Genomic DNA, 24,710 nt, shown 5'->3' with positions numbered 1-24,710 from the left:
ATGACGCGGGGCGGGTCATGGTGTGTTCTCCGATGGGTCGCCGTTCGTCGTCGCCGAGGTCCGGCGGGTCGCGCTGGCGCCGGCGCGCAGTTGACGGCGGGCGGAGTACCCGGCCAGGCCGACGGCGATGAGCAGGGTGCCTCCGTTGAACAGCGGGGTCGTCCAGAACTCGGCGCCCAGTTGGCCGATGCCGGCAAGTCCGATGGCGAGGACGGCGACGGCGACGAGGGTGCCCAGGGCGTTGGCGCGGCCGGGTTTGATGGCCGTACAGCCGAGCAGGGCGCCGACGAAGGCGGGCAGCAGGTAGTCCATGCCGACACTCGGGTTGCCGATCTGCTGCTGGGCGGCGAGCAGCACACCGGCGAAGCCGACCACCAGGCCGGCGCCGGTGAACGCGTAGACGGAGTACTTGCGGGTGGGGATGCCGACGAGTTCGGCGGCGCGGACGTTGGACCCGATGACGTACAGGTACCGTCCGAGCGGTAGCCGCTCCAGGATCAGCCAGAGGGCGACGGCGAGGCCGAGTACGTAGAAGGCGGGTACCGGCAAGCCGAGGAACTTCGAGTCGTAGATGTCGGTGAAGGCGGTCGGCAGACCGCGCGCGCCGGGGACGACCCTGGCCCCACCGGTGATCCAGCCGGTGAAGGCGTACAGCACGCTGCCGGTGCCGAGGGTGGCGATGAAGGAGTCGATCTGCCCGAACTCGACGATGACCCCGTTGAGGGCGCCGACGACCGCGCCGCCCAGGATCACCACGAGGCAGGCGAGCGGCCAGGGCCAGCCGTCGTCGAGGATGAGCCACAGCACCACGACGTGCGCGAGCCCGAGACCGTAGCCGATGGACAGGTCGAACTTGCCGGTGGTGATGGGGATCATCGCGCCGAGCGCGAGGACCGCGGGGATCGACTGGTTGGCCAGGATCGAGGAGATGCTCTCCAGGGTGGGGAAGGTGTTCGGCACGATGATGGAGAAGACGAGGAACAGCAGGGCGGCGAGGGCGAGCAGACCATAGGCCCCGATGTGGTGCCCGCGCAGACGGCCGAGCGGGGACCGGCGCGAGCGGGGCGGGGCCATCACCGCGCCGTGGGTCCGGTGAGGGCGGGCATCGCCGAGGCGGTGTGGGTGAGTTCGGTGACGGTGAGCGTTTCACCGGTCAGCTCGGTGGTGACCGCCCCGCGGACGAACACCAGGGCGCGGTGGCACACGTGGGCGACCTCCTCGAAGTCGGTGGAGATGAGCAGTACCGCCAGGCCGGCGGCGAGCGCCTCCCCGAGCAGGCGGTAGATCTCGGCCTTGGCGCCGACGTCCACACCCGCGGTCGGCTCCTCAAGGATCAGCAGCCGCCGGTTCACCCGCAGCCATCGCCCGACCATGACCTTCTGCTGGTTTCCGCCGGAGAGGGTGGCGATCGGCGCCTCGCTGTCGCGCGGGTGCACCCAGAACCGCTCGATCAGCGCGGCGGCTTCGGTGCGCTCGCGCCGGGGGCTGATCCAGTGCAGCGGCGGCAGGCCGTCTGCCCGGAGGTTGGCCAGGAAGTTCTCACGTACGGTCAGTTCCGCCGCGCAGCCCCCCGCCTGGCGGTTGCTGGTGACGAAGCCGACGCCGGAGTCGACGGCCGCGGTGACCGTGTGCGGGTCGTACGGTCGTCCGTCGAGCAGTACCCGCCCGCCGAGGATCGGCCGGGCACCGGCGAGGGCGCGGCCCAGGTCCATATGGCCGGCGCCGGTGAGACCCACCATGCCGAGGATCTCCCCGGTACGCAGTTCCAGTCTGACTGGCCCGGTGTTCTCGGTGCGCACCCCGTCGAGGCGCAGCACGGCCGGGCCGTCGGCGGGGGCGAGGGCGGGCTGGTGGGTGGCCGGCTCGTGGCCGACGATGTCGCGCACCAGCCGGGCGGGACTGTGTCCGGCGAGCGGGCCGTGGCTGATGAGGTGGCCGTCGCGCAGCACGGCGAAGGTGTCGGCTACCTTGTACACCTCGTCAAGCCGGTGGGTGACATAGACGATTGAGTGCCCTCGGTCGCGCAGGGTGTGCAGTACGTCGAAGAGCCGGGCGCAGTCCGCCGCGGGGAGGCTGGCGGTCGGCTCGTCCAGGACGATGAGCTCCGCCCGTGTCGCCAGGGCGCGGGCGATGGCGACCAGCGAGCGCTCGGCGAGGGCGAGGTCGGCGATCCGGGCGTCGGCGTCGAGATGACCGCCGACGATCCGCAGCACCTCGGCGCAGCGTTCCCGGGCCTGCCGCCAGGAGACCAGTCCGCGGCGGCGCGGGTAGCCGATACCCAGGGCGATGTTCTCGGCGACCGTCATCCAGTCGACGAGACCGAGGTCCTGGTGGATGAACGACATGCTCCCGGCGGCGGCCTCGGTGCCGAGCGGATGCCCGGCCACCGTCACCTCGCCTTCGTCGGCACGGAGGACGCCCGCGAGTACCTTGATCAGGGTGGTCTTTCCGGCACCGTTGGGGCCCAGCAGGGCGAGGACACTGCCGGAGTTGATGTCCAGGTCGACCGCGGCAAGCGCGCGGGTGCCGCCGAATCGCTTGCTGAGACCGCGTATCCGCACGAGAGGCTGTGGTCCGCGGCGCGCGGGCGGGCCCGTGGGGGTGTCGGGAGCGTCGTGCACAGAGTTCTCCGGGGTTCGGCTCCGAGTTCTTCCCGACGGCATCCGGAATACTACTGAGCGGCGGTGCGATTTCGCCGTATTGCACGGTTTGGCGGTGCACCGTTGCCGGTGCCGTGTCCTGGCCACCGCTTCTGCGGCCTGTGGCGGCACCTTTCGGGTGCGGCGGGCGGGTCATTCGATGTCGGCGACACCTTCCAGATCCAAACTCCACCCGGCGGTTGCGGGGATGGCCCCGGGACCGTCCAGGGTGCATTCCGCCCAGATGACCTTGCCGTTGGCGGTGTAGCGGGTGCCCCAGGCCTGGGCGAGCTGTGCGACGAGGAACAGGCCGCGACCGCCCTCGTCGGTGCTGGCCGCCTGGCGCAGGTGCGGCGCGGTGCTGCTGGCGTCGGAGACCTCGCAGATCAGGGTGCGGTCATGGAGCAGCCGTACCTGGATGGGGCCGGTGCCGTAGCGGATGGCGTTGGTGACCAGTTCGCTGAGCAGCAGTTCGGCGACGAAGGAGGCCTCGTCCAGGCCCCAGTCGGCCAGTTGGCGGGTGACGGCGCGGCGGATGTCCGAGACGACGGCCGGGTCGCTGGGCAGTTCCCAGGTGGCGATCCGCTCGGGGTCCAGGGCGTGGGTGCGGGCGACGAGCAGTGCGACGTCGTCGTGCGGGTGGTCGGGAACCACGGTGTCCAGGACCTCCCGGCAGGTGTCGTCGGGCGAGCGGTCCGGGTGGGCCAGGGCGCGGCGCAGCTGGTCGAGCACCGTGTCGACGTCGCGGTGGCGGTCTTCGATGAGCCCGTCGGTGTACAGCACCAACTGGCTGCCTTCCGGCACGTCGATTTCGGCGGTTTCGAACGGGAGGCCGCCCAGCCCGAGCGGCGGTCCGGCCGGTAGTTCGGGGAATGTCACGGTGCCGTCGGGGCTGACCAGCGCGGGCGGCGGGTGGCCGGCGCGGGCGAGCGTGCACTGCTGCGAAGTGGGGTCGTAGACGGCGTACAGGCAGGTGGCGCCGATGATGCCGACACCGTCGGCGTCGGTCTCGTCGCTGTTCTCGTCCCGGTCGAGGCGTCCCACGAGGTTGTCGAGGTGGGTGAGGACCTCGTCGGGAGGAAGGTCCAGTTCGGCGAAGTTGTGTGCGGCGATGCGCAGTCGGCCCATGGTGGCGGCGGCGTGCATGCCGTGGCCGACGACATCGCCGACGACCAGGGCTACGCGGGCGCCGGACAGGGGGATGACGTCGAACCAGTCCCCGCCCACGCCGGACTCGGCGGGCACATAGCGATGGGCGGCCTCGACGGCGCTCTGCTCGGGCAGGGCGTGCGGGAGCAGGCTGCGCTGCAGAGCCAGGACCATGGTGTGTTCGCGGGTGTAGCGGCGGGCGTTGTCTATGCAGATGGCGGCGCGAGTGGCGAGTTCCTGGGCCAGCGAGCGGTCGTCGTCCCCGAAGGGTGCGGGGTCCAGCGCGCGGTAGAAGCTGGCGATGCCCAGCACGACGCCGCGGGCCAGCAGCGGCACGGTGATCAGGGAGTGGAGTTTGTGCGCGAGGAGGTCCTCTGCGTGCTGGGGGTCCTGGGCCAGCCAACCGGCGGCAGCCCGAAGGTCGGGCTCCAGCACGGCCTGCCGGCTGGCCAGACAGCGCAGCTGCGGCGTGGTGGGGCGAAGGTCGACCCGCTCCCCCGCCGGGTAGAAGGGGCAGTCGTCATGGATGCCGTGCACCACCGTACGGAGCAGGTCGGTGTACGGGTCGGCGGACTCCTCACCGCGCAGTACGGCTTCGGGCAGGTCGATGGTGACGAAGTCGGCCAGGCGCGGCACGGCCATCTCGGCGAGTTCCCAGGCGGTGCGGCTCACGTCCAAGGTGGTGCCGATGCGGGTGCTGGCCTCGGACAGCAGCTCCAGGCGGCTTCGTGCCGCGACGGCGTACTTGCCCACGCCCGGCTCGCCGACCAGCAGCAGTCCGCCGGCCCCGCCGTTGTCAGCGCCGACGGTGGCCTCGGGTACGCCGGCGACAGGGGCCGTCGGCGGGACGACGGCGTGTGCCGCGACGTGCTGCGCAAAGAAGCCGGGCGACCCGCCGGTGTGCGTGGCGACAGCGGGACGCGGCTGCGGCGAGGTGATGGGCAGGACCGCCTCGATGGCGACGCCCTCCACCCCGGAGGGGCTGGTCACCGGGCGGCTCAGCAGGGTGACCCACCGATCACCGGACAGGGACACCTCGACGGCAGCCCGCTGGGCGAAGGAGATCAGCTCGGCGGCCTTCTCCCGCAGGATCATCTGGTCGCGCCAGTCCACTCCGCCGCGGACCAGCTCGTCCACCCCGATCGGATGCCCGTTCCCGGCCTGCTCACCGGCCTGTGCGCGGCTCCTGCCGTCGAGGTACGCCTCCAGCAAGGCGCGCTCCCGCGCAGTGCTCTGCTCCAGCAGCTGCCCTTCGATGGCTTCGGCCGCTTTGCGTATCAGGGACTCCATCAGCGGGTCGGCGTAGCTGGGCGGGTAGCCGAAGCAAAGGACGCCCTCGATGCGCCCGCTGAGCAGGTCACGGACGGGAATAGCCGAACAGGCATTCGTTTGCGCGCGCTCGGCGAAGTGCTCCGCGCCGTAGACATGGCAGAGCTTGCGTTCCGCGAGCGCGAGACCGATGCCGTTGGTCCCGGCGTACTGCTCGGCGAACACGAAACCGGGAACGACCTGGATCTCGGGGAGTCGCCTGGGCAAGGAGGACTCGCCGAAACGGCGTTGCAGCACCGCCCCGTATCCGTCGGCCAGGGACACATTGACCGGGCTGCCCGCGAACCTGGCTTCCAGCCAGTCGAGCACCGGCTGGGCCGCACGGACCAGCCGCCCGTCGAAATCAAGATCCGACCGATAGGGAAGGTCGGACCGGTCCGGCGAGATCCCCAGCATCCGACAGCGCTGCCAGGAGCTCAGGATCGGGCCCCGTACGCCTTTCTCGACCGGCCCGCCACGCAGGAACCGCTCACGGACACGCACCGGCCCGATGCCGGTCCCCGCGAGCCCCATCCGGACCACTTCCCTCACCGGAACACGTCACGGCCGCCACACACTCACCCTCAAGCAAATGCACCGTTTATCCTACTTTGCCGATGACGCCAGGCTAGCCGCAGAAGGGCACTACGGCCTCGCCGCCGGCTGGTGCGGTGATGTTCGACGGGGATCCGGCAGCGGCCGGGGCCGGACGGCCGTCACAGGACCGCGACCGGGTTGACGGGCGAGCCCGTACCGCCGGGCACCTTCAGCGGCGCCACGACCAGCAGGAACGCAGAGCGACCCAGCTCGGCGCAGGCGGCGGAGAGCGCCTCCAGGTCGAGGTTGTCCAGCAGCGGCACCCCCATCGCGGCGATGGCGAGCGCGTGGACGGGAGAGTGCACGCCGTCGACCGGCGAGGGCCGTACGTCGCTGTCGCCGTCGCCGCCGAGCAGGGCGATGCCGCGCTCGGCCAGCAGGGGCATGGCGTCCACGTGGAACCCCGCGCTCGCCGCGTCGGGGTCCCACGCACCGAGCTCCCGGCGGCGTCGGAAGTGACCGGAGCGCAGCAGCACCGCGTCGCCGTCGCCGATCGTCACATCGAGCGCCCTCTCCACGGCGATGACGTCATCGGCGTGCACGGCCTGTCCCGGCTCCAGCCATTTCACCCCCAGCGCGGCGGGCAGATCGAGGAGTACGCCCCTGGTGACGAGGGGGCCGAGGGCCGAGACGGCGCCGAAGCGGGCACCCCCGGCGTCCACGACCTCGCGCGCCGCACGGCCGTCGTAGAGCTGTCCCCGGTAGGCGATGTGCGACAGCGCGTCGAGGTGGCTGACGCTCTTGCCGTGGTAGTCGACCGCGATGAAGTCCTTGTGGGTGGCTGGTTCCGGCGCCTCCACATCGCCGAGGTCGGACATGTAGTGCAGGGCGGGCCTGCGGTTGTCCGGGCCGGGCTCGGTGTTCCAGGGCAGCGCCATCGGGACGACCACGCCGGAGCGGACCAGGGCGGCGGCCCGCCGTACATGGTCCTCGGTCACCCGGTTCCAGGCACCGCGGTCGGCCGGCCGCCAGCGCCCCCACGTGCGGACCGCAGCGAAGAGGTCGTCGAACTCCTGGCGCGACAGGGTTGGCCGCCCGCCGCCGGAACCGGTCGGCGGAGGATGCGGGGCATCGGTGGGTTTGTCGCTCATCTCGTGCTCGGCGCTCCGAAGGCCGGAGGTGGTGAAGAGCCCCCTACCCATCATGCTGAACTGGACGGCCCCGTTCCACCGGTGGCACCGGGCCGTCAGCTAGCCGGCCTGGTGGACCGTCACACGGATTTCACCGGCAGGTACGTGGTGAGCCAGCGGTCAAGCTCGTTGAAGACCTGCTCTCGCGCCTCGGGGCCGGAGAGCACCAGGTCGTGCACGCCGCCCTGGATGCGCACGGTGGCGACATGCGGACCCAGCCGCGGGGCGAGAGCGGCGATGTCGTCGGCGCGCAGTACCCCGTCGGCGCGGTGCAGCGCGTCGTCCCATCTGCTGGTGACCGTGCTGGCGGTGGACGCCATCAGCAGGACCGGGCAATCGATGCGCAGCCCGCCGCGGACCCGGCGGTGACCCTGCTGGATCGCGGCCAGCCAACCGGCGTACAGCGGAAAGCCCTCGGCGGGCTTGAGCGTGAGGTCGAATTCCCAACTGCCGCGGAAACTCTTGTGCAGGCTGTGTACGTAGTGGGGGTTGAGCGGCGCCGGAAGCTTGCGGGTGGCCGCGAACCGCCCAAGGGCGTCGACGACGGGGGCGCCGAGGGTCCGTACCAGATAGGCGGCGGGCATGGACAGGAACGGGCTGTTGAGGAACAACCCGTCGATCGTCCCGTGCCCGGCGCGCCGGTCCGCGTACAGGGCGCTGACCAGGCCGCCGGTGGAGTGGCCGTTGAGCAGCAGCGTGTCATGGCCGTCGACTTCGCGGATGACCCGGACGGCCTCGTCCAGTTCCTCGTCGTAGACGTCGAGGGTCCGGGTGAAGTTCGGCGAATGGTGGGGACGGAGCGAGCGGCCGTACTTGCGCAGGTCGAGGGCGTAGAAGTCATAGCCGCGCTCGACATAGAAGTCGGCCAGATGGGTCTGGAAGAAGTAGTCGACGTATCCGTGGACATAGAGCACGGCCCGGCGGCCGCCTTCGGCCGTGCTGGCGGGACGCGCCCGGCGACGGACGAGGGTCGCGACGACCTCGCCCTCCTCATCGGCGGCGAGCGGCAGGTCAACGGCCTGGTAGGGCTCGCCCAGGATGTCGGTACGGAAGTCCACGGCGCCGACTGTAGTGGGTGTGCCCGACGGCGGCACCGGCGCGAGGCCGTGGGCTTGGTCACTGCCCCTCCCCCCCCCCAACAGCCCGGACCTCGGCCGTACCGGACGGCAACAGTCGTTGCAGCCGCCGATGTTGGGGTCGGTGTACCTCGGCCGCTACTCGGGCTCCTGGCGTAGGCGCTTGCCGCCGGTGCGGAACGCGTGGATGCCATGGCCCTGTTCCTGGGCGGCCTGCGTCGCCTGCTCCCAGCTCAACGCCCGGTCGCCGACGGCGAACAGCGGCCCGGCCTCCCGATCACCGATCAGCTCACGCAGCAACCGGACCGCTCGTTCGCTCAGCACCATCTGCCCGTCGGGCTCGGCCTGCCCCGTCAGGGTGCCGACCCGCCCCTCATCGAGGTGAACGTCGCACACGTCTAGGGAGAGCAGGTCCATGACCCGCATCTCGCCCTCCCACAGCAACAGCCACAGCGCCCGGTGCACGGCGTCGATGGAGTCGTCGGCGAGGAGCTCTTCAAGCCGTTCGAGGGGAATGGTTTCAGCCAAGACCGTCATGACCCCGCAGTATGCCGTCGCACCCATCCCCGGCATAGGGCCGGAGGGAAACGGCAATGAAGCGGTAACCCACGGCCTGCCGACCGGGCCTGGCCGCGGTCAGCCCAAGTGCCAGTTCTGGTAGTCGCCGTCATTGCAGGGGTTGACGCCGATGCTGCCGTCGCCTGCGCTGTCCAGGCATCCCCCGGACACCGCATTGATGATGTGGCCGTCCTGCCACTGATTGATCGTCGTGGTGGACCAGTTCGAGGAGTTGTTCACGCTGTGCCAGCACGAGGACGATCGGTTGCTTTTCGTCCGTGCCCTGCACGCCCTGTCGGCCGAACAGCGCGCTGGGAACGCGCAGTCAGGTTCGACGGCTATGGTCGTGCTGGGTGTGCGCGCCGACTTCTACGGCCGGTGCCTGGCCTATCCCGAACTGGTGGAGACACTGCGGCACGGCCATGGCCCGGTGGGGCCGATGAGCCTGGCCGAGTTGCGCGAGGCCGTCACACGACCCGCCGCGGCAACGGGTCTGCACATCGAGCATAGTCTGGTGGAGATCCTGCTGCGCGATGCGGGGTTTGCGCCGCATGCCGAGGACTCCGGCGCGGGCGCCGCGCGTCCCGGAGTCCTGCCTCTGCTCTCGCACGCGCTGCTGAGCACCTGGCAGCACCGCGCCGACAACGTACTCACAGTGGCCGGATATCAGTTGACCGGCGGCATCGCGGGCGCGGTGGCCGCCACGGCCGAGCGGGTCTACACCTCGCTGCCGGTCGACCAACAGGTGGTGGCCCGCAGGGTTCTGCTGCGGCTGGTCCATTTCGGCGAGGACACCGAGACAAGCGGACGCGCCGAGCGCCGCCGTCTCGTGGCAGGCAGCGCCACTCCCGAGACCACCGCCGCCGTCCTGGACGTCTTCGCCCAGGCACGGTTGCTGACCCTGGACGCCGATCATGTGCAGTTGGCTCACGAGGTGTTGTTGCGCGCCTGGCCGCGGTTACGGGACTGGCTGGTCAGGGACCGCGACAGCCCGCGGATCCACAGCCAGCTGAGCGAGGCCGCGCGGACCTGGGAGAACCTCGATCGTGAGCCGGGCGCGCTCTACCGGGGCACCCGGCTCGCCCTCGCCCACGAATGGTCCGCGGCCACCGCGGACTCGCTGTCTGCCCAGGAACAGGAGTTCATCGACGCCAGCACGGCCGCCGAGGAAGCCGAACGCACCGCCGTCCGCCGCCGTACCCGTCGGCTACGACAACTCGTCGCCCTCCTCACCGCCGCGTTCCTGGTGGCCGCCGCCTCCACCGTGCTGGCGGTACGGGCGCAACGGACCTCGGACCAGCAGCGCGACATCGCGGTCTCCCAGCAAGTGGCCGCCGAGACCACCGCGTTACGCGCCACTTCTCCCGCCCTGGCCGCCCAACTCGCCTTGGCCGCCTACCGCATCGCCCCGACCGCCCAGACCCGCAGCAGTCTGCTGAGCACCTTCGCCACGCCCTACGCCACCCTGCTGACCGGCCGCATCGACGTCAACGCCTTCGCCGCGGTGGCGCTCGGCGCCCACGGCCACACGATGGCGACCGCGAGCAACGACGGAACCGTACGCCTCTGGGACGTCGTGCTGATTTCCCGGCCGACGGTGTCGCACTGCTCAGGGCCCGCGGTCAGCGACGCCACCAGGGAGGCTTGCGGCGATGCCGGGGGGCGGGTTGTTCCGCGGGCGGCGTGGCCGGGGCTTGCTGACCGGCGTCGGACCGGGGCTGATCGGGAGCGTCCGCCGGCGGGTGGAGGCCTTCCACGGAATAGTTCGTTGTCGCGATGGCGTCCACGAGCTGCTGTTCGGTGAAGTTCGCCGACCCGGCGATGTGCGGGACGTAGCCGACGAGTACCCCCTCGCTGACGACTTCCGCGTCCAGGCCCGCCGCGCCGTCGGTGTCCCAGAGCGCCTCGATGTCCTCGTCGAGGACGACGCGGACGCCGAACTCGTAGACGCCCACCTCGGCCAGGTGCGCCATCACCCCGCGGGCGCGCAGCGCCGACACCAGCCGGTTGGCGCGTTCCGAATCCATGCCTGGCCCAGCCCTTCCTGTGCGGCGGTGCTCCCTCGTGCGAGGCGATGCCGACGGCGGCCTGGTGGGCAGCCGATCACTTCACACCATAAGTCCGGCGTTCCGGCTACAGCGGTTTCCGCCGCCGTGGCCGAGCGGCGAGTCCCACCGCGAGGGCGTCGGCCGACGCCGCTCGCGGTGGTCCGACAGCTACCGAGCGGCGGGCAGCGCGAGCCGCTGACCGGGGTAGATCAGGTCCGGGTCCGCGCCGATGACATCCCGGTTGGCGTCGTACAGCCACCGCCAGCCGCCGTGCTCGCCGATCCGCAGCGCGACGCTGGACAGCGTGTCGCCGCTGCCCACGGTGTACGACGTGGCGGGTGCGGCCGGATGAGAGGCGTCGGCGGTCTTGGGGCTGCCGGTATCACGGCGACGGTCCGTGTGGCTGAGCGAGTGGGGCACCTGGTGGGATCCGGTGGTCGCGTGGTGGGTGGCGCCGCCTCGTGGCCTCGGGAGCGCGGGTTGCCCGCCGCGGGTGAGGTGCGCCCGGACCGAGCAGACCGGCCAGGCCCCCGGCCCCTGACGCTCAAGGACCGCTTCCGCCACGGCGATCTGCGCCGCCTTGCTCGCCAGGTCGGCCCGGGCGGCGTACGCGGTCCCGCCGAAGGCCACCCAGGTCGGCTGAGTGAACTGCAGGCCGCCGTAGTTGCCGTTGCCGGTGTTGATGCTCCAGTTGCCGCCGCTCTCGCATCCGGCGACACGGTCCCAGGTGGTGCCCGAGGCCGCGCCGCTGACCCCGGCGCCGAGAAGCGGCAGGAAGATACCGACGCTGCCCGCGACGAGGACGTTGCGTAGCGCCGGCAGGCACCCGGGAGTCGCGGTACGGCGGTGACGCGTTGGTGCGCTCATGAGCCTGTTCCTCTCCACTGCGGTACTCGCCCACCGGCGGTCCCGGCGGGGCTCTAGGAAGTACCGCAGCGCCACCCGGCCGGTCACAAGGCGCGAAGAGCTCACAGGCCACCGTGCGCTGCCGTGTTCCACCGCCGCGCGAATTGACGCACCATCAGGTTCGACGGGGTCCGAGCACACAAGTGGGCACAGGAGCACGGGCGAGCCGCACCGCACGGGCCGGGTGGCCGCGTCCGCGCCTGTCGGCCGCCAACGGCCGCGGCGTTGGACGCCTCGTACGGCGGCGAGGCGGGCGCGCCTACCGCCGATGAGGGCGGTCGCTCCACTCGGGTACGGCGGACAGCCGTAGGACCATCGCGGTACCGAGCGGTGCGACGACGGGGCGAGGAGGCGCACACCACCTCGGGACGCGCGATGATCCGCGTCTTGGACACCACGAAGAAGCCGATCCAACGCCCCGGTCGGTCAGTGGTCCACACTGTGGAAAACCGTCCCCCGGGGCGCGGTGCGGGCGCGGCGGCCACCCGCTCGGCGCGCGCCGATGCGCCGATCACCTCACCCGTCCGCCCGCGTGCGGTCCGCGGACCGTCCGGCACCATTGCAGGAGCTGAACGCGGCCCTCATGAAGATGTGCCACCCCGATGAGGAGTTGCTCTTCGGCCGCTGGAGAAGGCGGTTGCTCCACTCCCTGCCGACCAGCGTCGGGCCGCTGAGGGATCTGGTCCCCGCGGGCGGACCCGCGTCGAGACACTGCTGCTGCTCGCGGCGGAGCACACCACCAGCGAGCTCGCCCGTCGGCTGAAGGTCAGCAATGCCACCGCTTCCGCGCACACCGCCGCACTGCGCGGCGCGGGCCTGATCACCACGGTCCGCGCCGGACGATCGGTCCTGCACCAGCGCACCGCTCTGGGAAGCCTGCTGGTCCAGCGATGTAGCGGAACGCCGAGCGCGACCGGCTGACCGTCCGGCGGGGCGGCCCGCACCGCGCCCCGTGTGGCGGGTGTGGGCGACCTGACAAAGGCTTGTACGCATGAGCGATGCGACTTCACCGGACCATGCCCCCGTCGGGCTGCTAGCGCACAAGGTCGCACTGATCACCGGCGCGGGACGAGGCATCGGCGCCGCCGCGGCTCGGCTGTTCGCCCAGGAGGGCGCAACGGTCGTCCTGGCCTCGCGGACCGAGTCCGAACTGAGCACCGTGGCCGACGGGATCCGGAAGGCGGGCGGCACCGCGGACTACGTGGTCGCCGACGTGACCGACGCCGCGAGCGTCCAGAAGGCGGTCGACACGGTGGCGGAGCGCCATGGACGGCTGGACGTCGCCTTCAACAACGCGGGCATCTCCGGTCCGCCCGCTCCGCTGGCCGACGTACCCGAGGAGACCTTCGACCGCGTCACCTCGATCGACTACAAGGGTGTCTGGCTGGCCATGGCCGCTGAAGTCCGTGCCATCCGTGCGACGGCCGGAACCGGCGCTATCGTCAACAACAGCAGTGGCGCCAGCCTGGCGGCCTATCCGCGGCTCGGGCCCTACTCCGCGGCCAAGCGGGCGGTCAACAGCCTCACCGAGACCGCCGCTGTCGAGTACGGGCCGCAGGGCATTCGCGTCAACGCCGTCGCCCCCGGCACCACCATGACCGCGATGTTCCAGGAGTTCATCACCCAGGAGCCCGGCGCCGCCGACCAGTTCAGCGTCCGCACCGCGCTACGCCGCGTGGCGGACCCCGAGGAGATCGCCGAGGCCGTCGCCTGGCTGCTGAGCGACCGCGCCTCCTACGTCACCGGGGTGACCCTGCCGGTCGACGGCGGCATGACGTTGTGAGCCGTCATCGCGGAAATTGATGGAGCAACGACAGGTTGGAGCACCAGGCCGGGCGAGCCCGGCGTCGCACTCGCACCGGCGGCCGGGTCTGAGCCGAACGGGTCAGGGGATCAGAACGGGAGCGAGTAGGCGCAGGTCGTCGAGTTGCCGGTCGAGTGTCTGTGCGATGGGCTGCACGGCGACATGGTCAGCACCGGCCCGGTGGTGCTCCTGGACGCGCTCGCGCAAGCTCGCCAGGTCGCCCCAGGCGACCACGGTGTCGATGAGCGCATCGCTGCCTCCGTCTTCGAAGTCGGCGTCGGAGAAGCCCAGCGTGCGCAGGTTGTTCAGGTAGTTGGGCAGGGCCAGGTAGCTGGCCGCGTAGTCGCGGGCGGTGGCCCGCGCCCGCTCGGGGTCGGTGTCCACCACCACGGCCTGCTCGGGGGCGAGGAGGGGATCGGGGCCGAGGACCTCCCGGGCCCTGCGGGTGTGTTCGGGGGTGACGAAGTAGGGGTGGGCGCCCTGGGCCCGTGTGGCGGCGAGCTCCAGCATCTTCGGACGAAGCGCGGCGAGCACCCGCGGCACCGGCTCGGGCAACGGCGCGTCGAAGGGGGTGGCGTCCATGGCGTCGAGGTAGGCCCGCATGGTGGAGACCGGCTTGCCGTAGTCGTGTCCGCGGCCGCTCACCAACGGCAGGTGACTGACGCCGAGGCCCAGCAGGAATCGGCTCTGCCACGCTTCGGACAGGGTGTTGGCGCCACTGGCCGCGGCCGTCGCGTCACGTCCGTAGATATTGGCGATGCCGGTGGCGATCATCAGGCGCCGACTTGCGGACAGCAGCACGGCCGCATGGGTCAGCGCCTCCTTTCCGGTGGGTCCCTCGCCGAACCACAGTGTCCCGTAGCCGAGTTCCTCGATGACGGCGACGGCGCGCCGTTCCTCGTCCGCGGCCACCGTGGACAGCGATGAGAGCCACACGCCGGTGCGGCCGAGTCGCTGTTTCAGGGCGGGCAGATCGACGGGCGGGGATGTGGTGCGCTCAGCCATGGGGGGCTCCTCGCTGGCCTGGTGCTGGTCTTGCTCGCGGGGTGCCGTTCCTGACGTCCTCGGCGTCAGTTGCTGTAGACGCGCTCCGGGTGGACCAGGACGGCGGCACGGCGTTCTTCGGCCATCGTGCGGTCGTACGCCGCCCAGTCGTCGTGGCTGCCGCCCGCGGCGGTGAAGATCTCGCGCAGCAGCAGGCGGAGCCGTTCGGCGTCGATGCCCTCGAACGGGTCGTCGGGGCCGACGATCTCGGCGCGCCCCTCGACGGTGGCCCAGTTCCACCCGGCGCGGAAGGTGAGGGTGGCACGCGGTCGGGCACGCAGGTTGGCGAGCTTGGCACGGCCGTAGGTGACGAGCGCGACCACGGGCTCGCCGGTCACCGGGTGGTCGGTGATCCCGGCGTTGACCACCGACGCCTGGACCGAGCCGTCGGCGCGGGTCGTCGCCACGACGGCCAGGTTGTGGTCGGCCGCGGCGATCCGGGCCACGTCCTTCAGATCTGTCATGTAGTGCCTTTCTCGGCGGGTGATGTCGCCCGGGTGCGGCGCGCGGCGCGCGGAAGGCCCGTGGATCGGGGCTCGGCCGCCGCGATGCCGTGGCGCCGCTGCCACGGTGCCATGGCACGCTCCCTCCGGTCGTGGCCGTGCCCGGCGGTGCGGCCGGGGGCGGAGCGGCCGGGTCATTCCACGATGGCTGCCGCGGCCCGCGGACGCATCCTGTGCGCCGCGCCCCGCGGACGCTCGGGGTCCGCCGGGTTCACTCGTGACGCTGATCGGCGGCCGCACGGATCGCGTGCGAGCCGGACGCGTCAACTGTCCGCCGTGGTGGGGTTCAGCGCTCCCCACGCGGTGATGCGGTCGGTTCGCGGCGGGCGTGGAGTTCGGGTGGCGGCAGGTCACCGGGGGCCAGTTGGTGGGCCAGTGTCTCCAGTAGGGGCAGGGCGGCGGCGAGCGTGCCGAGTTGGTCGTCGGGGAGCGCGGCGAGGCGGCTCGTCAGGCTGTGCAGGCTTTCGCGGCGGATGCTGTCCAGGACGGCCGCGCCGTTCGGGGTGAGGGCGAGGAGGGAGGCGCGCTGGTCCTGCGGGTCGGGGCGGCGGCCGACGAGATCGGTGGCCACCAGGATGTCGACCAGTCGGGAGGCACTGGGCATGCTGATGCCCATATGGCGGGCCAGGCTGCCGATTCGCAGCGGGCCGTGCACCGACAGGACGCCGAGCGCGGTCAGACGACTGGGCGTCAGGTCGTACCGCCCTGCCGGGGCGCGCAGCCCGTGGGCCAGGCGCAGGGCCGCCATCCGCAGTCGGGCCGCGATCTCGTCGCGGCCGGAGGACGGCGCCGCCTGTCCGGTCGCTGCCTGCGTGGGCCCGGTCATGGCCACATTCCGTCCAGTGTGAGGTGCAGGGTGGCACCGGCCCTGCCGTGGGTGTCCGGTTCGGTCGGCGGGGCTTCGGCCCTGGTCACCGCGGAGAGGCCGGGCGGCAGGGCGGTGAGCTGGAACCGGCCGTCGCGGTCAGTGGTGGTGTCCGCCAGCACCCTGCCCGTCGGATCGACGGCCCGCAGCACCGCACCCGGCAGCGGGCGGTCCGGGCTCGGGCCGCAGACCACGCCGCTGATCTGCCCGTTCCCCCGGGGATCCGGGTACTCGGTGGTGGGTTGGCCGTTGCCGCTGATCATCATGGCGTACCTGGCCGGGCGGTAGCCGTGCGCGGTGACGATCACCGTGTACCCGTCGGGAGGCGGGTCACCGGTGGCGGGCGGCTGGTCGCCGCGCTGAATGGCCCGCGCGATACCGGGGCCGACTGCCGAGGGCGCGGACGACCGTACGGCGCCCGGGGCACGGCCGTCGGCCCGGAGCGGGACGGCCGCTGGCTCCGGTGCCCCGACGCTGGTGCGTGCCGTGCCCGTACCCGCGGCGGCCAGGACGGGCGGCTGATCGGTATGCACGTACTTGCCGCCGCGAAGCCAGGAGGCGACGGCGGCGACCAGGCAGGCGGCGATGGCGAACGCGAAGGCGGCGTCAAGGCCCTTCGCGAACGGACCGGAGATCAAGGCGGGGAAGAACGCGCGGCCGGTCAAGTAGCCGGCGTGGTTCGCGGGCAGGTGGGCCAGCACGTTCGGGCCGAGCAGTGTCTGGACCGGGTTGTAGCCCAGCAGGGTGGCGAACAGCACCGAGACCGGCGGCAGGGCCGCGAGCCGGTTCGCGTCGGCGGCGGGCACACCCTGGGCGACCAGGCCGCTGGACAGCGTGTGCGGCAGGGTGCCGGCCAGACCGAGGATCATCAGGCTGAAGAACACGCCGATCGACAGCACCATCGCCGAGTTCTGGAAGGTGGTGCTCATACCGCCGCCGACACCGCGCTGGTCCGCGGGCAGGCTGTTCATGATCCCGGCCCGGTTCGGCGAGGCGAACAGTCCCATTCCCACTCCGTTGAGCAGCAGGATCGCGGCGAAGGCCCAGTACTGGAAGTCGACCGGCAGGAGCGCGAGTAGCACGAAGCTGCCCGCGGCCACGACCATGCCTCCGGTGGCGAACGGCCGTGCGCCGAAGCGGTCGGACAGCCACCCGGAGACAGGTCCGGCGACCAGGAATCCCACGGTGAGCGGCAGCATGTAGATCCCCGCCCACAGCGGGGTCTGGGTGAAGCCGTAGCCGTGCCGGGGCAGCCAGATGCCCTGTAGCCAGATGATCAGGATGAACATCAGCCCGCCGCGGCCCATCCCGGACAGCAGGCTCGCGAGGTTCCCGGCGGTGAACGCCCGGATGCGGAACAAGTTCATCCGGAACATCGGCTCGGCCACCCTGGTCTCCACGATGCCGAAGACCACCAGCACGGCCACACCGCCGAGCAGGGCGGCCAGTACCCATGGGTTGGTCCAGCCCATCGTGTGCCCGCGGTACGGCTGGATGCCGTAGGTGATGCCCACCAGCACCGCGATCAGCCCGACGGCGAAGGTCACATTGCCCCACCAGTCCAGCCGGGCGGGCCGCCGGACACCGGTGTCGTGCAGTTTCCGGTACGCCCAGAACGTGCCGAAGACCCCGAACGGCACCGACACCAGGAACACCAGCCGCCACTCCACCGGGGCGAGCAGCCCTCCGAGCACCAGCCCCACGAACGAGCCCGCGATGCCCGCGACCTGGTTGAGCCCCAGCGCCAGGCCGCGCTGGTCGACGGGGAACGCATCGGTGATGATCGCGTTGGAGTTGGCCATCAGCATCGCGCCGCCGACTCCCTGGGCCACCCGCATCAGGATCAACCACAGCGCGCCCGCCGTGCCGTGCATCCATGTCACCGACAACAGCACCGAGAACACGCTGAAGATCGCGAACCCCGCGTTGTACATACGGACCCGGCCGAACATGTCGCCCATCCGGCCGAAGCTGACCACGAGTACGGCGGTGACCACCAGATACCCCATGATCAGCCACAACAGCAGACTCGTGTTCCCTGGCTGCAGCGGGTCGATCCGGATTCCCCGGAAGATGTCCGGCAGCGCGATCAGCATGATCGACGCGTTGATGGTGGCCATCAACACGCCCAGCGTGGTGTTGGACAGCGCGATCCACTTGTAACGCGGACGGGAGACGTCGGCGGCGGCCCTGGCCCGCCGCCGCGCCGCACGGGACACGGCAGACGTCGCATTCATGGGCACGTCCTCAAACGAGGAGGCTGAATCAGTTGCTTCTCCCAAACTAACTCTCCGGCCCGGATTCGGTCGTTCTGGGACCTCACCAGGGCCTACGGCTCAACGCATCTCCAGCCGTGCCACCAGCTCCGAAGGCATGGAATCGCGATTGGCCACGGTCAGGTGGATGAGTTCGATGTCGGTACGCCGCTTGAGGGCGTCGGTGAACGGGTCGTGGTGCGCCTGCACGGTGGCGACGACATCGACGTCGCCTCGGAACAGGGACCGGACCGCGTCCTTGAACGCCGTACAGGCCAGTTCCATCCGCCCGAGTTCATCGATGAGTACGAGACGCCCAGCGGCCGGACCCGCTGACGCCGCGTTCAGCGAGGGCAGCGCCAGCTGTTCCATGACCTGCAGGTCAACGCCGTAGCGCCCGACCCGCGGCGGCCCCGGAAAGTCCACATGGGCGAGCACGGCTCGCTGACCCGCCAACGTCTCCAACGCGAAACCGGCTCGCGCGCCGGCGTCCCGTATCTCCTCCGTGGTGAACCCCCCGACCTCACGCGTACACAGCAGGCTGGCCATTCGACGGACAGCTGTCGTCTTGCCCACGCCAGGGCGCCCCTCAAGCAGGATCCTCGTCGGCATGACACACTCCGCAGCAGGCTGCCGGACAGGCCCTCGCGGCTGGCACGGCCCCCGAAAGGCACCCCCACCGCCAGCCACCACAGCCTTCCCACCAGGTTCGCACCCCGGCGCCACCCCGGCGACCCGGCCCATGCTGACTGGCGTTGCGCCGCACCGCGCTCACGCTGAGGTGCGGTCCGGCGCCGGTCGCCGGCGGAACCGCCCGGCAATAGTCAGCGTCCGTCCGAGCGTCCGGAGATCACATACGCTGGCAGAGGAACTTGGATATGCCTGAGTCTGCTACCCGCTACCTCTGCCTCACGCGGCATGGTGAGGCTTCACCAGACGAGAGCACGCTGACGGACAATGGTCGCCGTCAGGCCATGTTGCTTGGTGAGCGGCTCAAGCGCAGTCCCCTCTCGGCGATCTACCACGGCCCGCTCCCGCGAGCGGAGCAAACCGCCCGGCTGATCTGCGACCAACTCGACGGCGTTCCCCTGCAATCGTCTGAACTGGCCGGAGATTACGTGCCCTGTCTACCGCGAAGACATGAGCTGCCTTCGCAGTAGGCCGAGGCCATGCTCGACCGCCTGGCCCAGCCTCTCGGCCGAATCCCCCGAAGACGGACCCGAGTTGGCGCGAAGAGGTCCCACACCGGCTTCCCGCCCGAACTCCATGTCTGCTGACAGCGGACCGAAAGAGATCAATTCCGGTTGCCCACAATCGAGTTGGTCCATACGGTCGGCGGTATGTCTGACGAATCCACACGCGCGGCACGGTTGTTGGACGCCCAGGCGAAGGCCGCCCAGCTGTTCGCCGAAGTGGAGAAACGTGGTCTGATCGCGGCGTCGCCGGGGTGAGTTTCTCAGCCATGCCGCGCAGCACGTGTTCGATCCGCGCTCTGCTGCGGTCGATCTTGTTGACGGCGGTGTGGAGCAGCCGCTCGGTCAGGCTGGTCCTACCGGCGTCGATGTGCGCCAAAATTCCCAGGTTCAACGTGTGCACTGAGCGTCATGTCCTTTGGAGAGGTGGTGATTTCCTGCTGGGCGGACATGAACGCCTTGCGCATTACGGTCTCCCCTGATCGACGGGCTGTAGCTGGGAAGTGCAACAGATGGTGCCCCGAGGGACAACCGACTTATTCGGCGGCTCGGCGCGGCAGCCCACGCGACTGAGCCGTCCGGGACGCGACGCGCCTGCTCCACGAGAGTGAGCCCGGCCCCTGGCGCGGGCCGTGCTGCCAGGGCACAGTCCGGTGCGATAGAAATATGCTCGCCCAGGTGACCGAAAGAGGTGGGCATGAGACTTCAACGGTCGCCCGAGGCCTTTCCGTTGCCGACTCGGCATTGCTCCATGACACAGGCAGAAAGGAACACCGGAGACTTCATGACTCGATCTCTCGCCCGCTCCACCAGACGCCCACTGGCAGCGGCGGTGGTTGCGGGAACACTCGGTTCCTTGCTCGCCGCAGCCGCGCCAGCCAGCGCGGCCCCCGGCAAGCCCACCGTTGCCAGCACCCAGCAGGCCAACCAGGCGCAGGCTCCCGCTCCCAACCTGGGAGCGTTGAAGCAGGCACTCGAAGGTGTGGTCACCGCTGGCGCCCCGGGGGTCTTCGCACGAGTGGAGGACAACAGCGGGCGCTCCGCCAGCACGGTGAGCGTGGGCACGGGCAACATCGCCACGCACGCCCCCGTCAACCCCAACGGGGTCTTCCGGGTGGGCAGCATCACCAAGACCTTCAGCGCGGTGCTCGTCCTGCAACTGGTCGCGCAGCACAAGGTCAGCCTGGACACCGCGGCGATCCACTACCTGCCGTCCGGCGTGCTGCCCGCCAACTCCACCATCACCGTACGCCAGCTGCTGAACCACACCAGCGGCCTCTACGACTACACGAACGACCTGCTGACCGGCGACACCGTCACCGGCTACCAGAAGTTCCGGTACCAGACGTTCCGGCCACAGGCCCTCGTCGCGGACGCCCTCAAGCACGGGCAGCAGTTCCCGCCGGGCGCCCGGTACAGCTATTCCAACACCAACTTCGTCGTCCTCGGCATGCTGATCGAGCACATCACCGGCAAGCCGTACGCGCAGGTGCTCAACCAGCGCATCATCGCGCCGCTCGGGATGACCCACACCCGTTTCGTCGTGCCGCACACGACGATCGACAGCCCGCACGCCATCGGCTATCTCACCAACGACGACCGGTCCAAGCCGCTGTTCGACGCGACCAACCAGACCGCCTCATGGATCTGGACCGCTGGCGCCGCGATCTCCAGCACTTCGGACCTCAACCGCTTCCTCCGTGCGCTCGCCACCGGTCATCTGCTGCCACCGGCACAGCTCGCCGAGATGGAGACCATGGAGTCGGTGAGCCCGACGTCCCACTATGGCCTGGGCCTACGCCAGTACGACCTCTCCTGCGGCACCAGCGTCATCGGCCACGACGGCATCATCGAGGGCTACCAGACCTACACCTACACCACCAAGGACGGCACACGACAGGTCACCATCTCCGCCAACGCCTCCAACAACAGCGACATCTTCAGCGCCGAACGAAAGGCTCTGGAACCAGTGTTCTGCGGAAAGGCCGCCCCCGCGGTTCAGCAACAGCGCCAGGTCGTTGACACCCAGCGCATAGCGCAACAGGAAATGCCGAGCGACCGCTCCCGGGCTTCGATCTCGTAAGTCCGTGATGTGATGCGCGGGTCAAGGCCCGAGGTGGTAACCGGGCCTTGACCACCAGCTACCGGTACCGGTCAGGTGAGTGCCGTCGCCAGTAGTGCGGCGGTCTGTGCGACCAGCGGGTTGTCCGCCGGTGCCTTGGGGTGATCCGGCTTGGTCGTGAGAACGGCCAATGTGATCGGTGATTGGTCCGGGGGCCAGGCGATGCCCACGTTGTTGTCGGTTCCGTAGTCCCCGGCGCCGGTCTTGTCGGCGACGGTCCAGTCCTTGGGGAGTCCGGCGCGGAACTGCTTGCCGCTGGTGGTGTTGTGCAGCAGCCACTCGGTCAACCGCCGCCGGTCCTGTTGTCCCAGCGCATTGCCGACGGTGAGCTTCGTGAAGGTCTGCGCGATGTGGCGGGGGCTGGTGGTGTCCGTGAGCCGCCATGGTTCCGCCGAGTTCAACTCGGTCTCCCAGCGGTCGAGCCGGGTGACCGGGTCCCCGATGGAGCGGCAGAAGCGGGTGATCCCCGAGGGGCCGCCGATTTCGCGCAGCAGCAGATTTCCCGCGGTGTTGTCGCTGTAGCAGATGGCGGCGGCGCACAGTTCCGACACGGTCATCCCGTCCGCGAGGTGCTCGGCCGTCCCCGTGATCGGGGAGTAGGCCACCAGATCCGCTGTGGTGTAGTGAACCCTCCTGGCAAGGAACTCTCCGTGCCGGTCAAGGTCTCTCAGCACGGCCGCCGCGGCAAGCGGCTTCCATACCGAGCAGATCGGGAAGAGCTCATCGGCACGATGCAACACCGTTGCGCCGGTGGCCAGGTTGCGCGCGAAGACTCCCAGACGGGCCGAGTGCGCGCGCTCCAGCTCTCTCAGCCGTCGACGGATCCCCTCACCGACCGGCGAGGCCGCGAATGCCGTGCCACCCGCGGGAACACAGGCTGCCAGCGTGGTCCCGGCTCCGATGCCAAGGATCCTACGACGGGTCGGACGGGCTCGGCGCGCATCCACGATCGGCTTCTCCTTCACACAACGACCAAGATCTTGCCCATCGGGACATCGCAACAGGCCCATGTGGTTCCGGGACTTCCGCGATCAGCAGTTCGGCAAGCGGCCGGTCAGGCCCTGGCCCGGCGATCCGAGTTCGGCGAGGAGCAGGGCCGCGTCATCGAGCAGTTCCGACCGGGCTTCGATGGTGTCGATGATGTGGTCTGCGAGATCCTCCAACGAACTCGGCCCGTCGAGGACGACGGTTTCGAGTTGCTGCACGCCCTCGTCGAGGTCCATGCCGTGGAACTCCACCAGTCCGTCGGTGCACAACAGGAGCATGTCCCAGGGCCGCATCTGCAACGGGACGGTCGGGTACGGGGAGGTGTCGGCGTTGTCGAGCAGTCCGAGCGGTGGACCGCCGGGGACAGGGGGACGGCCGCAGGTGCCGTCCGCACGTCTGACGAGCGGCCCCAGATGCCCGGCTCGTACGATGCTGGCGTTTCCGGTGGCGGTGTCGAGGTCCGCGTAGATGCAGGTGGCGAAGCGCTCGGTGTCGAGATCGCGCAGGAACGCGGATACGCGGGCGATCACGGTGGACGGCGAGTGGCCTTCGGCGGCGTATGCGCGCAGGACGATACGCAACTGTCCCATGATGGCGGCCGCATGGACGTCATGGCCTTCGACGTCGCCCACCACGATGCCGATGCGGTTGGCGGCCAGCGAGATGACGTCGTACCAGTCGCCTCCGATCTCCCGGCCCCTTTGCGAGGGTCGGTACCGGACGGCGATCCGGGCACCCAGGCAGTCGGGGATACGGGCGGGCAGCATGGCGTGCTGCAGGCCGACGGCCAGTTCGTGTTCATGGTCGTACAGCACGGAACGCTGGAGCGACTGGGCGATGGTGGAGCTCAGGGCAAGGAGTAGGTTGCGCTCTCCGGAGGTGAATCCGGGGCGGTCCTGGAAGGCGATCGCGAGGGCGCCGTTCGGCTGCGCCTGGGCGACCAGCGGCAGGATGGCGGCCCTGGTGAAGGCCGTGGCCTTCAGATAGGGCCACATCCTCGGGTAGCGGTCGCGTAGCTCGTGGCGGCTCAGGAAGCGCGGGGTGCGGCTGCGCACGGCTTCGGCGAAGGGCGTGGCGGCGTTCAGCCGGGACACGGACATGTCGCGGACGAGCCCCTCGGGCAGGCCGGCCGCGCCGACCACCCGGGTGTGGCCCTGCTCGACGATGCCGAGGGCGATGGCCGTGGCGCCGATGCGTCTGCGGGTTTCCTCGCTGGTCACGGCCATGGTGACGTCCTCGACGCTGAGCGCCTGGGACAGTGCGTAGGTGAGTCCCTGGACGACGTCGGCCTGGCGTTGCCGGTCGACTCTGAGCGCCGTCTGTTCGGCGAAGTGCTGAAGTTCTTCGCTTGCGTCCCGGACGATTCCCACCACGCGCCGGGCCCGCCCGCTGGCATCACGCAGGATGCGGCCCTGGACATGGGTCCAGCGAACCGTTCCGTCGGGGTGACGTACGCGGAAGTAGCCGCCGTAGCTCGGGTGGGATGCCAGGGCACGCCCGATGGCCGCCTCCAGGCCGGGCAGGTCGTCGGGCAGGATCCGGCGGCCGAGGGTGCGGGTACGGCCGTCGTACTCACCGGCGCGCAGCCCCATCACGGCGAGTCCGCCAGCATCGAGGATGAAGGCTTCGGCATCCAGATCCCACTCGAAGCTGCCCATGCCGTTCAGGGCCAGGGTCGCCCGGACGCTTCCAGGGCTGGCGGCACGCGGGATCGTCCGACCGGACCCACCGGGACTCTGCCGCCGGTACGAGATGCTGTGCCGTTTCATGTCGGCCTCCGCCACAGCCGCAGGCACGAAGCTCAGCGCTGGACGTGCGGGATCTCCCTCACACGCTGCCCCATATTCTACCGTTCACCCCCTGTGCGGCTTTCCGCTGCGGGTCCCGCTGCCGCCGTCAGGTCAGCTGCCGCCGTCAGGTCAGGGGGAACTTGGCGACGTACGCGGCGAACGGCTCGATGCCGACTTCCGCCCGCAGTTCGTTCACGCGCTCGGGATCCTGACAGGGCCAGGGCACGGGCGAGCCGTCCCGCACCCCGGCGATCTGCGTGCCGTAGATCTGCTCGCGCCCCTCGTTCACCAGCACCCGGTCGCGCAGGAAGGCCAGCTCGCGGGGGCTGGCCGAGCCCGCCTCCACCGCCTGTCGCAGCAGCTGGACCGCGCGCCGCTGCACATCGAGCTGCCGGTCGGCGTGCTGTGCGATCAGCCATGCGCCGCGCGCCGCCTCGGCCCCGACCAGTTCCGTCGTCGGCCAGCCGTACTCATCCATGATCTCGTTGAGCCGGTCACCGTGTCGTGCGGTCAGCCGACGCCACGCCAACTGCTCTGCCGGGTCTGAACTGTTCGCGCGGGGCGAGGTCTGGTGGTCCGCCGCCGCCATGCTCACCAGTTCCGCTGCCAGTGCGGCAACGGCCATGTCGTGCGCCACTGTTCGTACTCCAGGGGTCAGATCGGTGCGTTGCGCTGTCCCCGCAACGGTAGGGCCGCAAGCCGCCACAAAGATCATTCCGCGGAACGGTGACCGGCA

General features: G+C 70.4%; 19 protein-coding genes and 2 pseudogenes. 5 read left to right on the top strand and 16 right to left on the bottom strand.

Annotation, left to right across the window (positions count from 1 at the left end):
- Positions 1 to 15: 15 nt before the first annotated feature.
- From P2L57_RS05065 to P2L57_RS05035, 7 genes are all read right to left on the bottom strand, one after another.
- Positions 16 to 1,074, bottom strand: coding sequence for an ABC transporter permease (locus P2L57_RS05065; RefSeq protein WP_275808840.1), 1,059 nt, complete (start codon positions 1,072 to 1,074; stop codon positions 16 to 18).
- On the bottom strand, positions 1,074 to 2,621 hold the full coding sequence (locus P2L57_RS05060) for a sugar ABC transporter ATP-binding protein (RefSeq protein WP_372515607.1): 1,548 nt from the start codon (positions 2,619 to 2,621) through the stop codon (positions 1,074 to 1,076). The genes P2L57_RS05065 and P2L57_RS05060 overlap by 1 nt, the downstream gene beginning before the upstream one ends.
- A gap of 171 nt (positions 2,622 to 2,792) precedes the next feature.
- Positions 2,793 to 5,630 (bottom strand): SpoIIE family protein phosphatase, encoded by a 2,838-nt coding sequence (locus tag P2L57_RS05055; protein WP_275808835.1) that lies wholly within the window; start codon positions 5,628 to 5,630, stop codon positions 2,793 to 2,795.
- Between the two features lie 182 nt (positions 5,631 to 5,812).
- A complete protein-coding gene (locus P2L57_RS05050; protein WP_275808833.1) occupies positions 5,813 to 6,784 on the bottom strand; it encodes a cyclase family protein in 972 nt (323 codons plus the stop codon).
- Positions 6,785 to 6,903: 119 nt separating this feature from the next.
- Positions 6,904 to 7,881 (bottom strand): alpha/beta hydrolase, encoded by a 978-nt coding sequence (locus tag P2L57_RS05045; protein ID WP_275808831.1) that lies wholly within the window; start codon positions 7,879 to 7,881, stop codon positions 6,904 to 6,906.
- Positions 7,882 to 8,037: 156 nt separating this feature from the next.
- Positions 8,038 to 8,436: a site-specific integrase gene (locus P2L57_RS05040; RefSeq protein WP_275808829.1), complete on the bottom strand. Its 399-nt coding sequence runs from the start codon at positions 8,434 to 8,436 to the stop codon at positions 8,038 to 8,040.
- Positions 8,437 to 8,535: 99 nt separating this feature from the next.
- A complete protein-coding gene (locus P2L57_RS05035) occupies positions 8,536 to 8,697 on the bottom strand; it encodes a ricin-type beta-trefoil lectin domain protein (protein WP_275808827.1) in 162 nt (53 codons plus the stop codon).
- On the opposite strand from P2L57_RS05035, the gene P2L57_RS05030 reads away from it, so the two are divergent.
- Entirely contained in the window at positions 8,672 to 10,261 is a 1,590-nt protein-coding gene (locus P2L57_RS05030; RefSeq protein WP_275808825.1) for an nSTAND1 domain-containing NTPase, read from the top strand. The genes P2L57_RS05035 and P2L57_RS05030 overlap by 26 nt on opposite strands.
- A 412-nt stretch (positions 10,262 to 10,673) precedes the next feature.
- Here the strand turns inward: P2L57_RS05030 and P2L57_RS05025 are convergent, their stop codons facing one another.
- Positions 10,674 to 11,372: a LysM peptidoglycan-binding domain-containing protein gene (locus P2L57_RS05025; RefSeq protein ID WP_275808823.1), complete on the bottom strand. Its 699-nt coding sequence runs from the start codon at positions 11,370 to 11,372 to the stop codon at positions 10,674 to 10,676.
- Between the two features lie 729 nt (positions 11,373 to 12,101).
- Between P2L57_RS05025 and P2L57_RS05020 the strand changes: the two are divergent.
- Together P2L57_RS05020 and P2L57_RS05015 are read left to right on the top strand one after the other, a co-directional pair.
- Positions 12,102 to 12,332, top strand: a pseudogene (locus P2L57_RS05020) (ArsR/SmtB family transcription factor); the annotation flags it as partial.
- Between the two features lie 70 nt (positions 12,333 to 12,402).
- Positions 12,403 to 13,194, top strand: a complete 792-nt coding sequence (locus P2L57_RS05015) for an SDR family NAD(P)-dependent oxidoreductase (RefSeq protein WP_275808821.1) — start codon at positions 12,403 to 12,405, stop codon at positions 13,192 to 13,194.
- Positions 13,195 to 13,296: 102 nt separating this feature from the next.
- Here P2L57_RS05015 and P2L57_RS05010 read toward each other — a convergent pair whose 3' ends face one another.
- From P2L57_RS05010 to P2L57_RS04990, 5 genes are all read right to left on the bottom strand, one after another.
- A complete protein-coding gene (locus tag P2L57_RS05010) occupies positions 13,297 to 14,220 on the bottom strand; it encodes a TIGR03620 family F420-dependent LLM class oxidoreductase (protein ID WP_275808818.1) in 924 nt (307 codons plus the stop codon).
- Positions 14,221 to 14,285: 65 nt separating this feature from the next.
- The gene (locus tag P2L57_RS05005; RefSeq protein WP_275808815.1) at positions 14,286 to 14,723 is read right to left on the bottom strand and encodes a TIGR03618 family F420-dependent PPOX class oxidoreductase; all 438 of its coding nucleotides are present in this window, start codon (positions 14,721 to 14,723) and stop codon (positions 14,286 to 14,288) included.
- A gap of 325 nt (positions 14,724 to 15,048) precedes the next feature.
- Positions 15,049 to 15,588 carry a MarR family winged helix-turn-helix transcriptional regulator gene (locus tag P2L57_RS05000; RefSeq protein WP_275808812.1) on the bottom strand — a complete coding sequence of 180 codons (540 nt, stop codon included), beginning with the start codon at positions 15,586 to 15,588 and terminating at the stop codon, positions 15,049 to 15,051.
- Positions 15,585 to 17,747, bottom strand: a complete 2,163-nt coding sequence (locus P2L57_RS04995) for an MFS transporter (RefSeq protein ID WP_372515617.1) — start codon at positions 17,745 to 17,747, stop codon at positions 15,585 to 15,587. The genes P2L57_RS05000 and P2L57_RS04995 overlap by 4 nt, the downstream gene beginning before the upstream one ends.
- A gap of 216 nt (positions 17,748 to 17,963) precedes the next feature.
- On the bottom strand, positions 17,964 to 18,494 hold the full coding sequence (locus P2L57_RS04990; protein ID WP_275808809.1) for a nucleoside-triphosphatase: 531 nt from the start codon (positions 18,492 to 18,494) through the stop codon (positions 17,964 to 17,966).
- 266 nt (positions 18,495 to 18,760) lie between these two features.
- On the opposite strand from P2L57_RS04990, the pseudogene P2L57_RS04985 reads away from it, so the two are divergent.
- Positions 18,761 to 19,115, top strand: a pseudogene (locus tag P2L57_RS04985) (histidine phosphatase family protein); the annotation flags it as partial.
- 816 nt (positions 19,116 to 19,931) lie between these two features.
- Complete coding sequence (locus P2L57_RS04975; protein ID WP_275808806.1) at positions 19,932 to 21,158, top strand: serine hydrolase domain-containing protein; 1,227 nt, start codon at positions 19,932 to 19,934, stop codon at positions 21,156 to 21,158.
- 71 nt (positions 21,159 to 21,229) lie between these two features.
- On the opposite strand, the gene bla is transcribed toward P2L57_RS04975, so the two are convergent.
- From bla to P2L57_RS04960, 3 genes are all read right to left on the bottom strand, one after another.
- The gene (gene bla, locus P2L57_RS04970; protein ID WP_275808803.1) at positions 21,230 to 22,144 is read right to left on the bottom strand and encodes a class A beta-lactamase; all 915 of its coding nucleotides are present in this window, start codon (positions 22,142 to 22,144) and stop codon (positions 21,230 to 21,232) included.
- Positions 22,145 to 22,228: 84 nt separating this feature from the next.
- Entirely contained in the window at positions 22,229 to 23,953 is a 1,725-nt protein-coding gene (locus P2L57_RS04965; protein WP_275808800.1) for a SpoIIE family protein phosphatase, read from the bottom strand.
- A 145-nt stretch (positions 23,954 to 24,098) separates the two neighbouring features.
- Entirely contained in the window at positions 24,099 to 24,611 is a 513-nt protein-coding gene (locus tag P2L57_RS04960; RefSeq protein ID WP_275808797.1) for a DUF6624 domain-containing protein, read from the bottom strand.
- Between the last annotated feature and the right edge of the window lie 99 nt (positions 24,612 to 24,710).

Origin of the sequence: Streptantibioticus ferralitis (assembly GCF_029223525.1) — a bacterium.
Classification (GTDB): Bacteria; Actinomycetota; Actinomycetes; order Streptomycetales; family Streptomycetaceae; genus Streptantibioticus_A; species Streptantibioticus_A ferralitis.
This window is presented reverse-complemented; position numbering and strand designations above follow the sequence as displayed.

Bases quoted from the DNA above. Each gene is read 5' to 3' on its own strand.
- P2L57_RS05015 (WP_275808821.1), top strand. From the start codon at position 12,403: ATGAGCGATGCGACTTCACCGGACCATGCCCCCGTCGGGCTGCTAGCG.
- P2L57_RS05005 (WP_275808815.1), bottom strand. From the start codon at position 14,723: ATGACAGATCTGAAGGACGTGGCCCGGATCGCCGCGGCCGACCACAAC.
- P2L57_RS05065 (WP_275808840.1), bottom strand. From the start codon at position 1,074: ATGGCCCCGCCCCGCTCGCGCCGGTCCCCGCTCGGCCGTCTGCGCGGG.
- P2L57_RS05040 (WP_275808829.1), bottom strand. From the start codon at position 8,436: ATGACGGTCTTGGCTGAAACCATTCCCCTCGAACGGCTTGAAGAGCTC.
- P2L57_RS04965 (WP_275808800.1), bottom strand. From the start codon at position 23,953: ATGAAACGGCACAGCATCTCGTACCGGCGGCAGAGTCCCGGTGGGTCC.
- P2L57_RS05025 (WP_275808823.1), bottom strand. From the start codon at position 11,372: ATGAGCGCACCAACGCGTCACCGCCGTACCGCGACTCCCGGGTGCCTG.
- P2L57_RS05010 (WP_275808818.1), bottom strand. From the start codon at position 14,220: ATGGCTGAGCGCACCACATCCCCGCCCGTCGATCTGCCCGCCCTGAAA.
- P2L57_RS05055 (WP_275808835.1), bottom strand. From the start codon at position 5,630: ATGGGGCTCGCGGGGACCGGCATCGGGCCGGTGCGTGTCCGTGAGCGG.
- P2L57_RS04990 (WP_275808809.1), bottom strand. From the start codon at position 18,494: ATGCCGACGAGGATCCTGCTTGAGGGGCGCCCTGGCGTGGGCAAGACG.
- P2L57_RS05000 (WP_275808812.1), bottom strand. From the start codon at position 15,588: ATGACCGGGCCCACGCAGGCAGCGACCGGACAGGCGGCGCCGTCCTCC.
- P2L57_RS04995 (WP_372515617.1), bottom strand. From the start codon at position 17,747: ATGGCCACCATCAACGCGTCGATCATGCTGATCGCGCTGCCGGACATC.
- P2L57_RS05050 (WP_275808833.1), bottom strand. From the start codon at position 6,784: ATGAGCGACAAACCCACCGATGCCCCGCATCCTCCGCCGACCGGTTCC.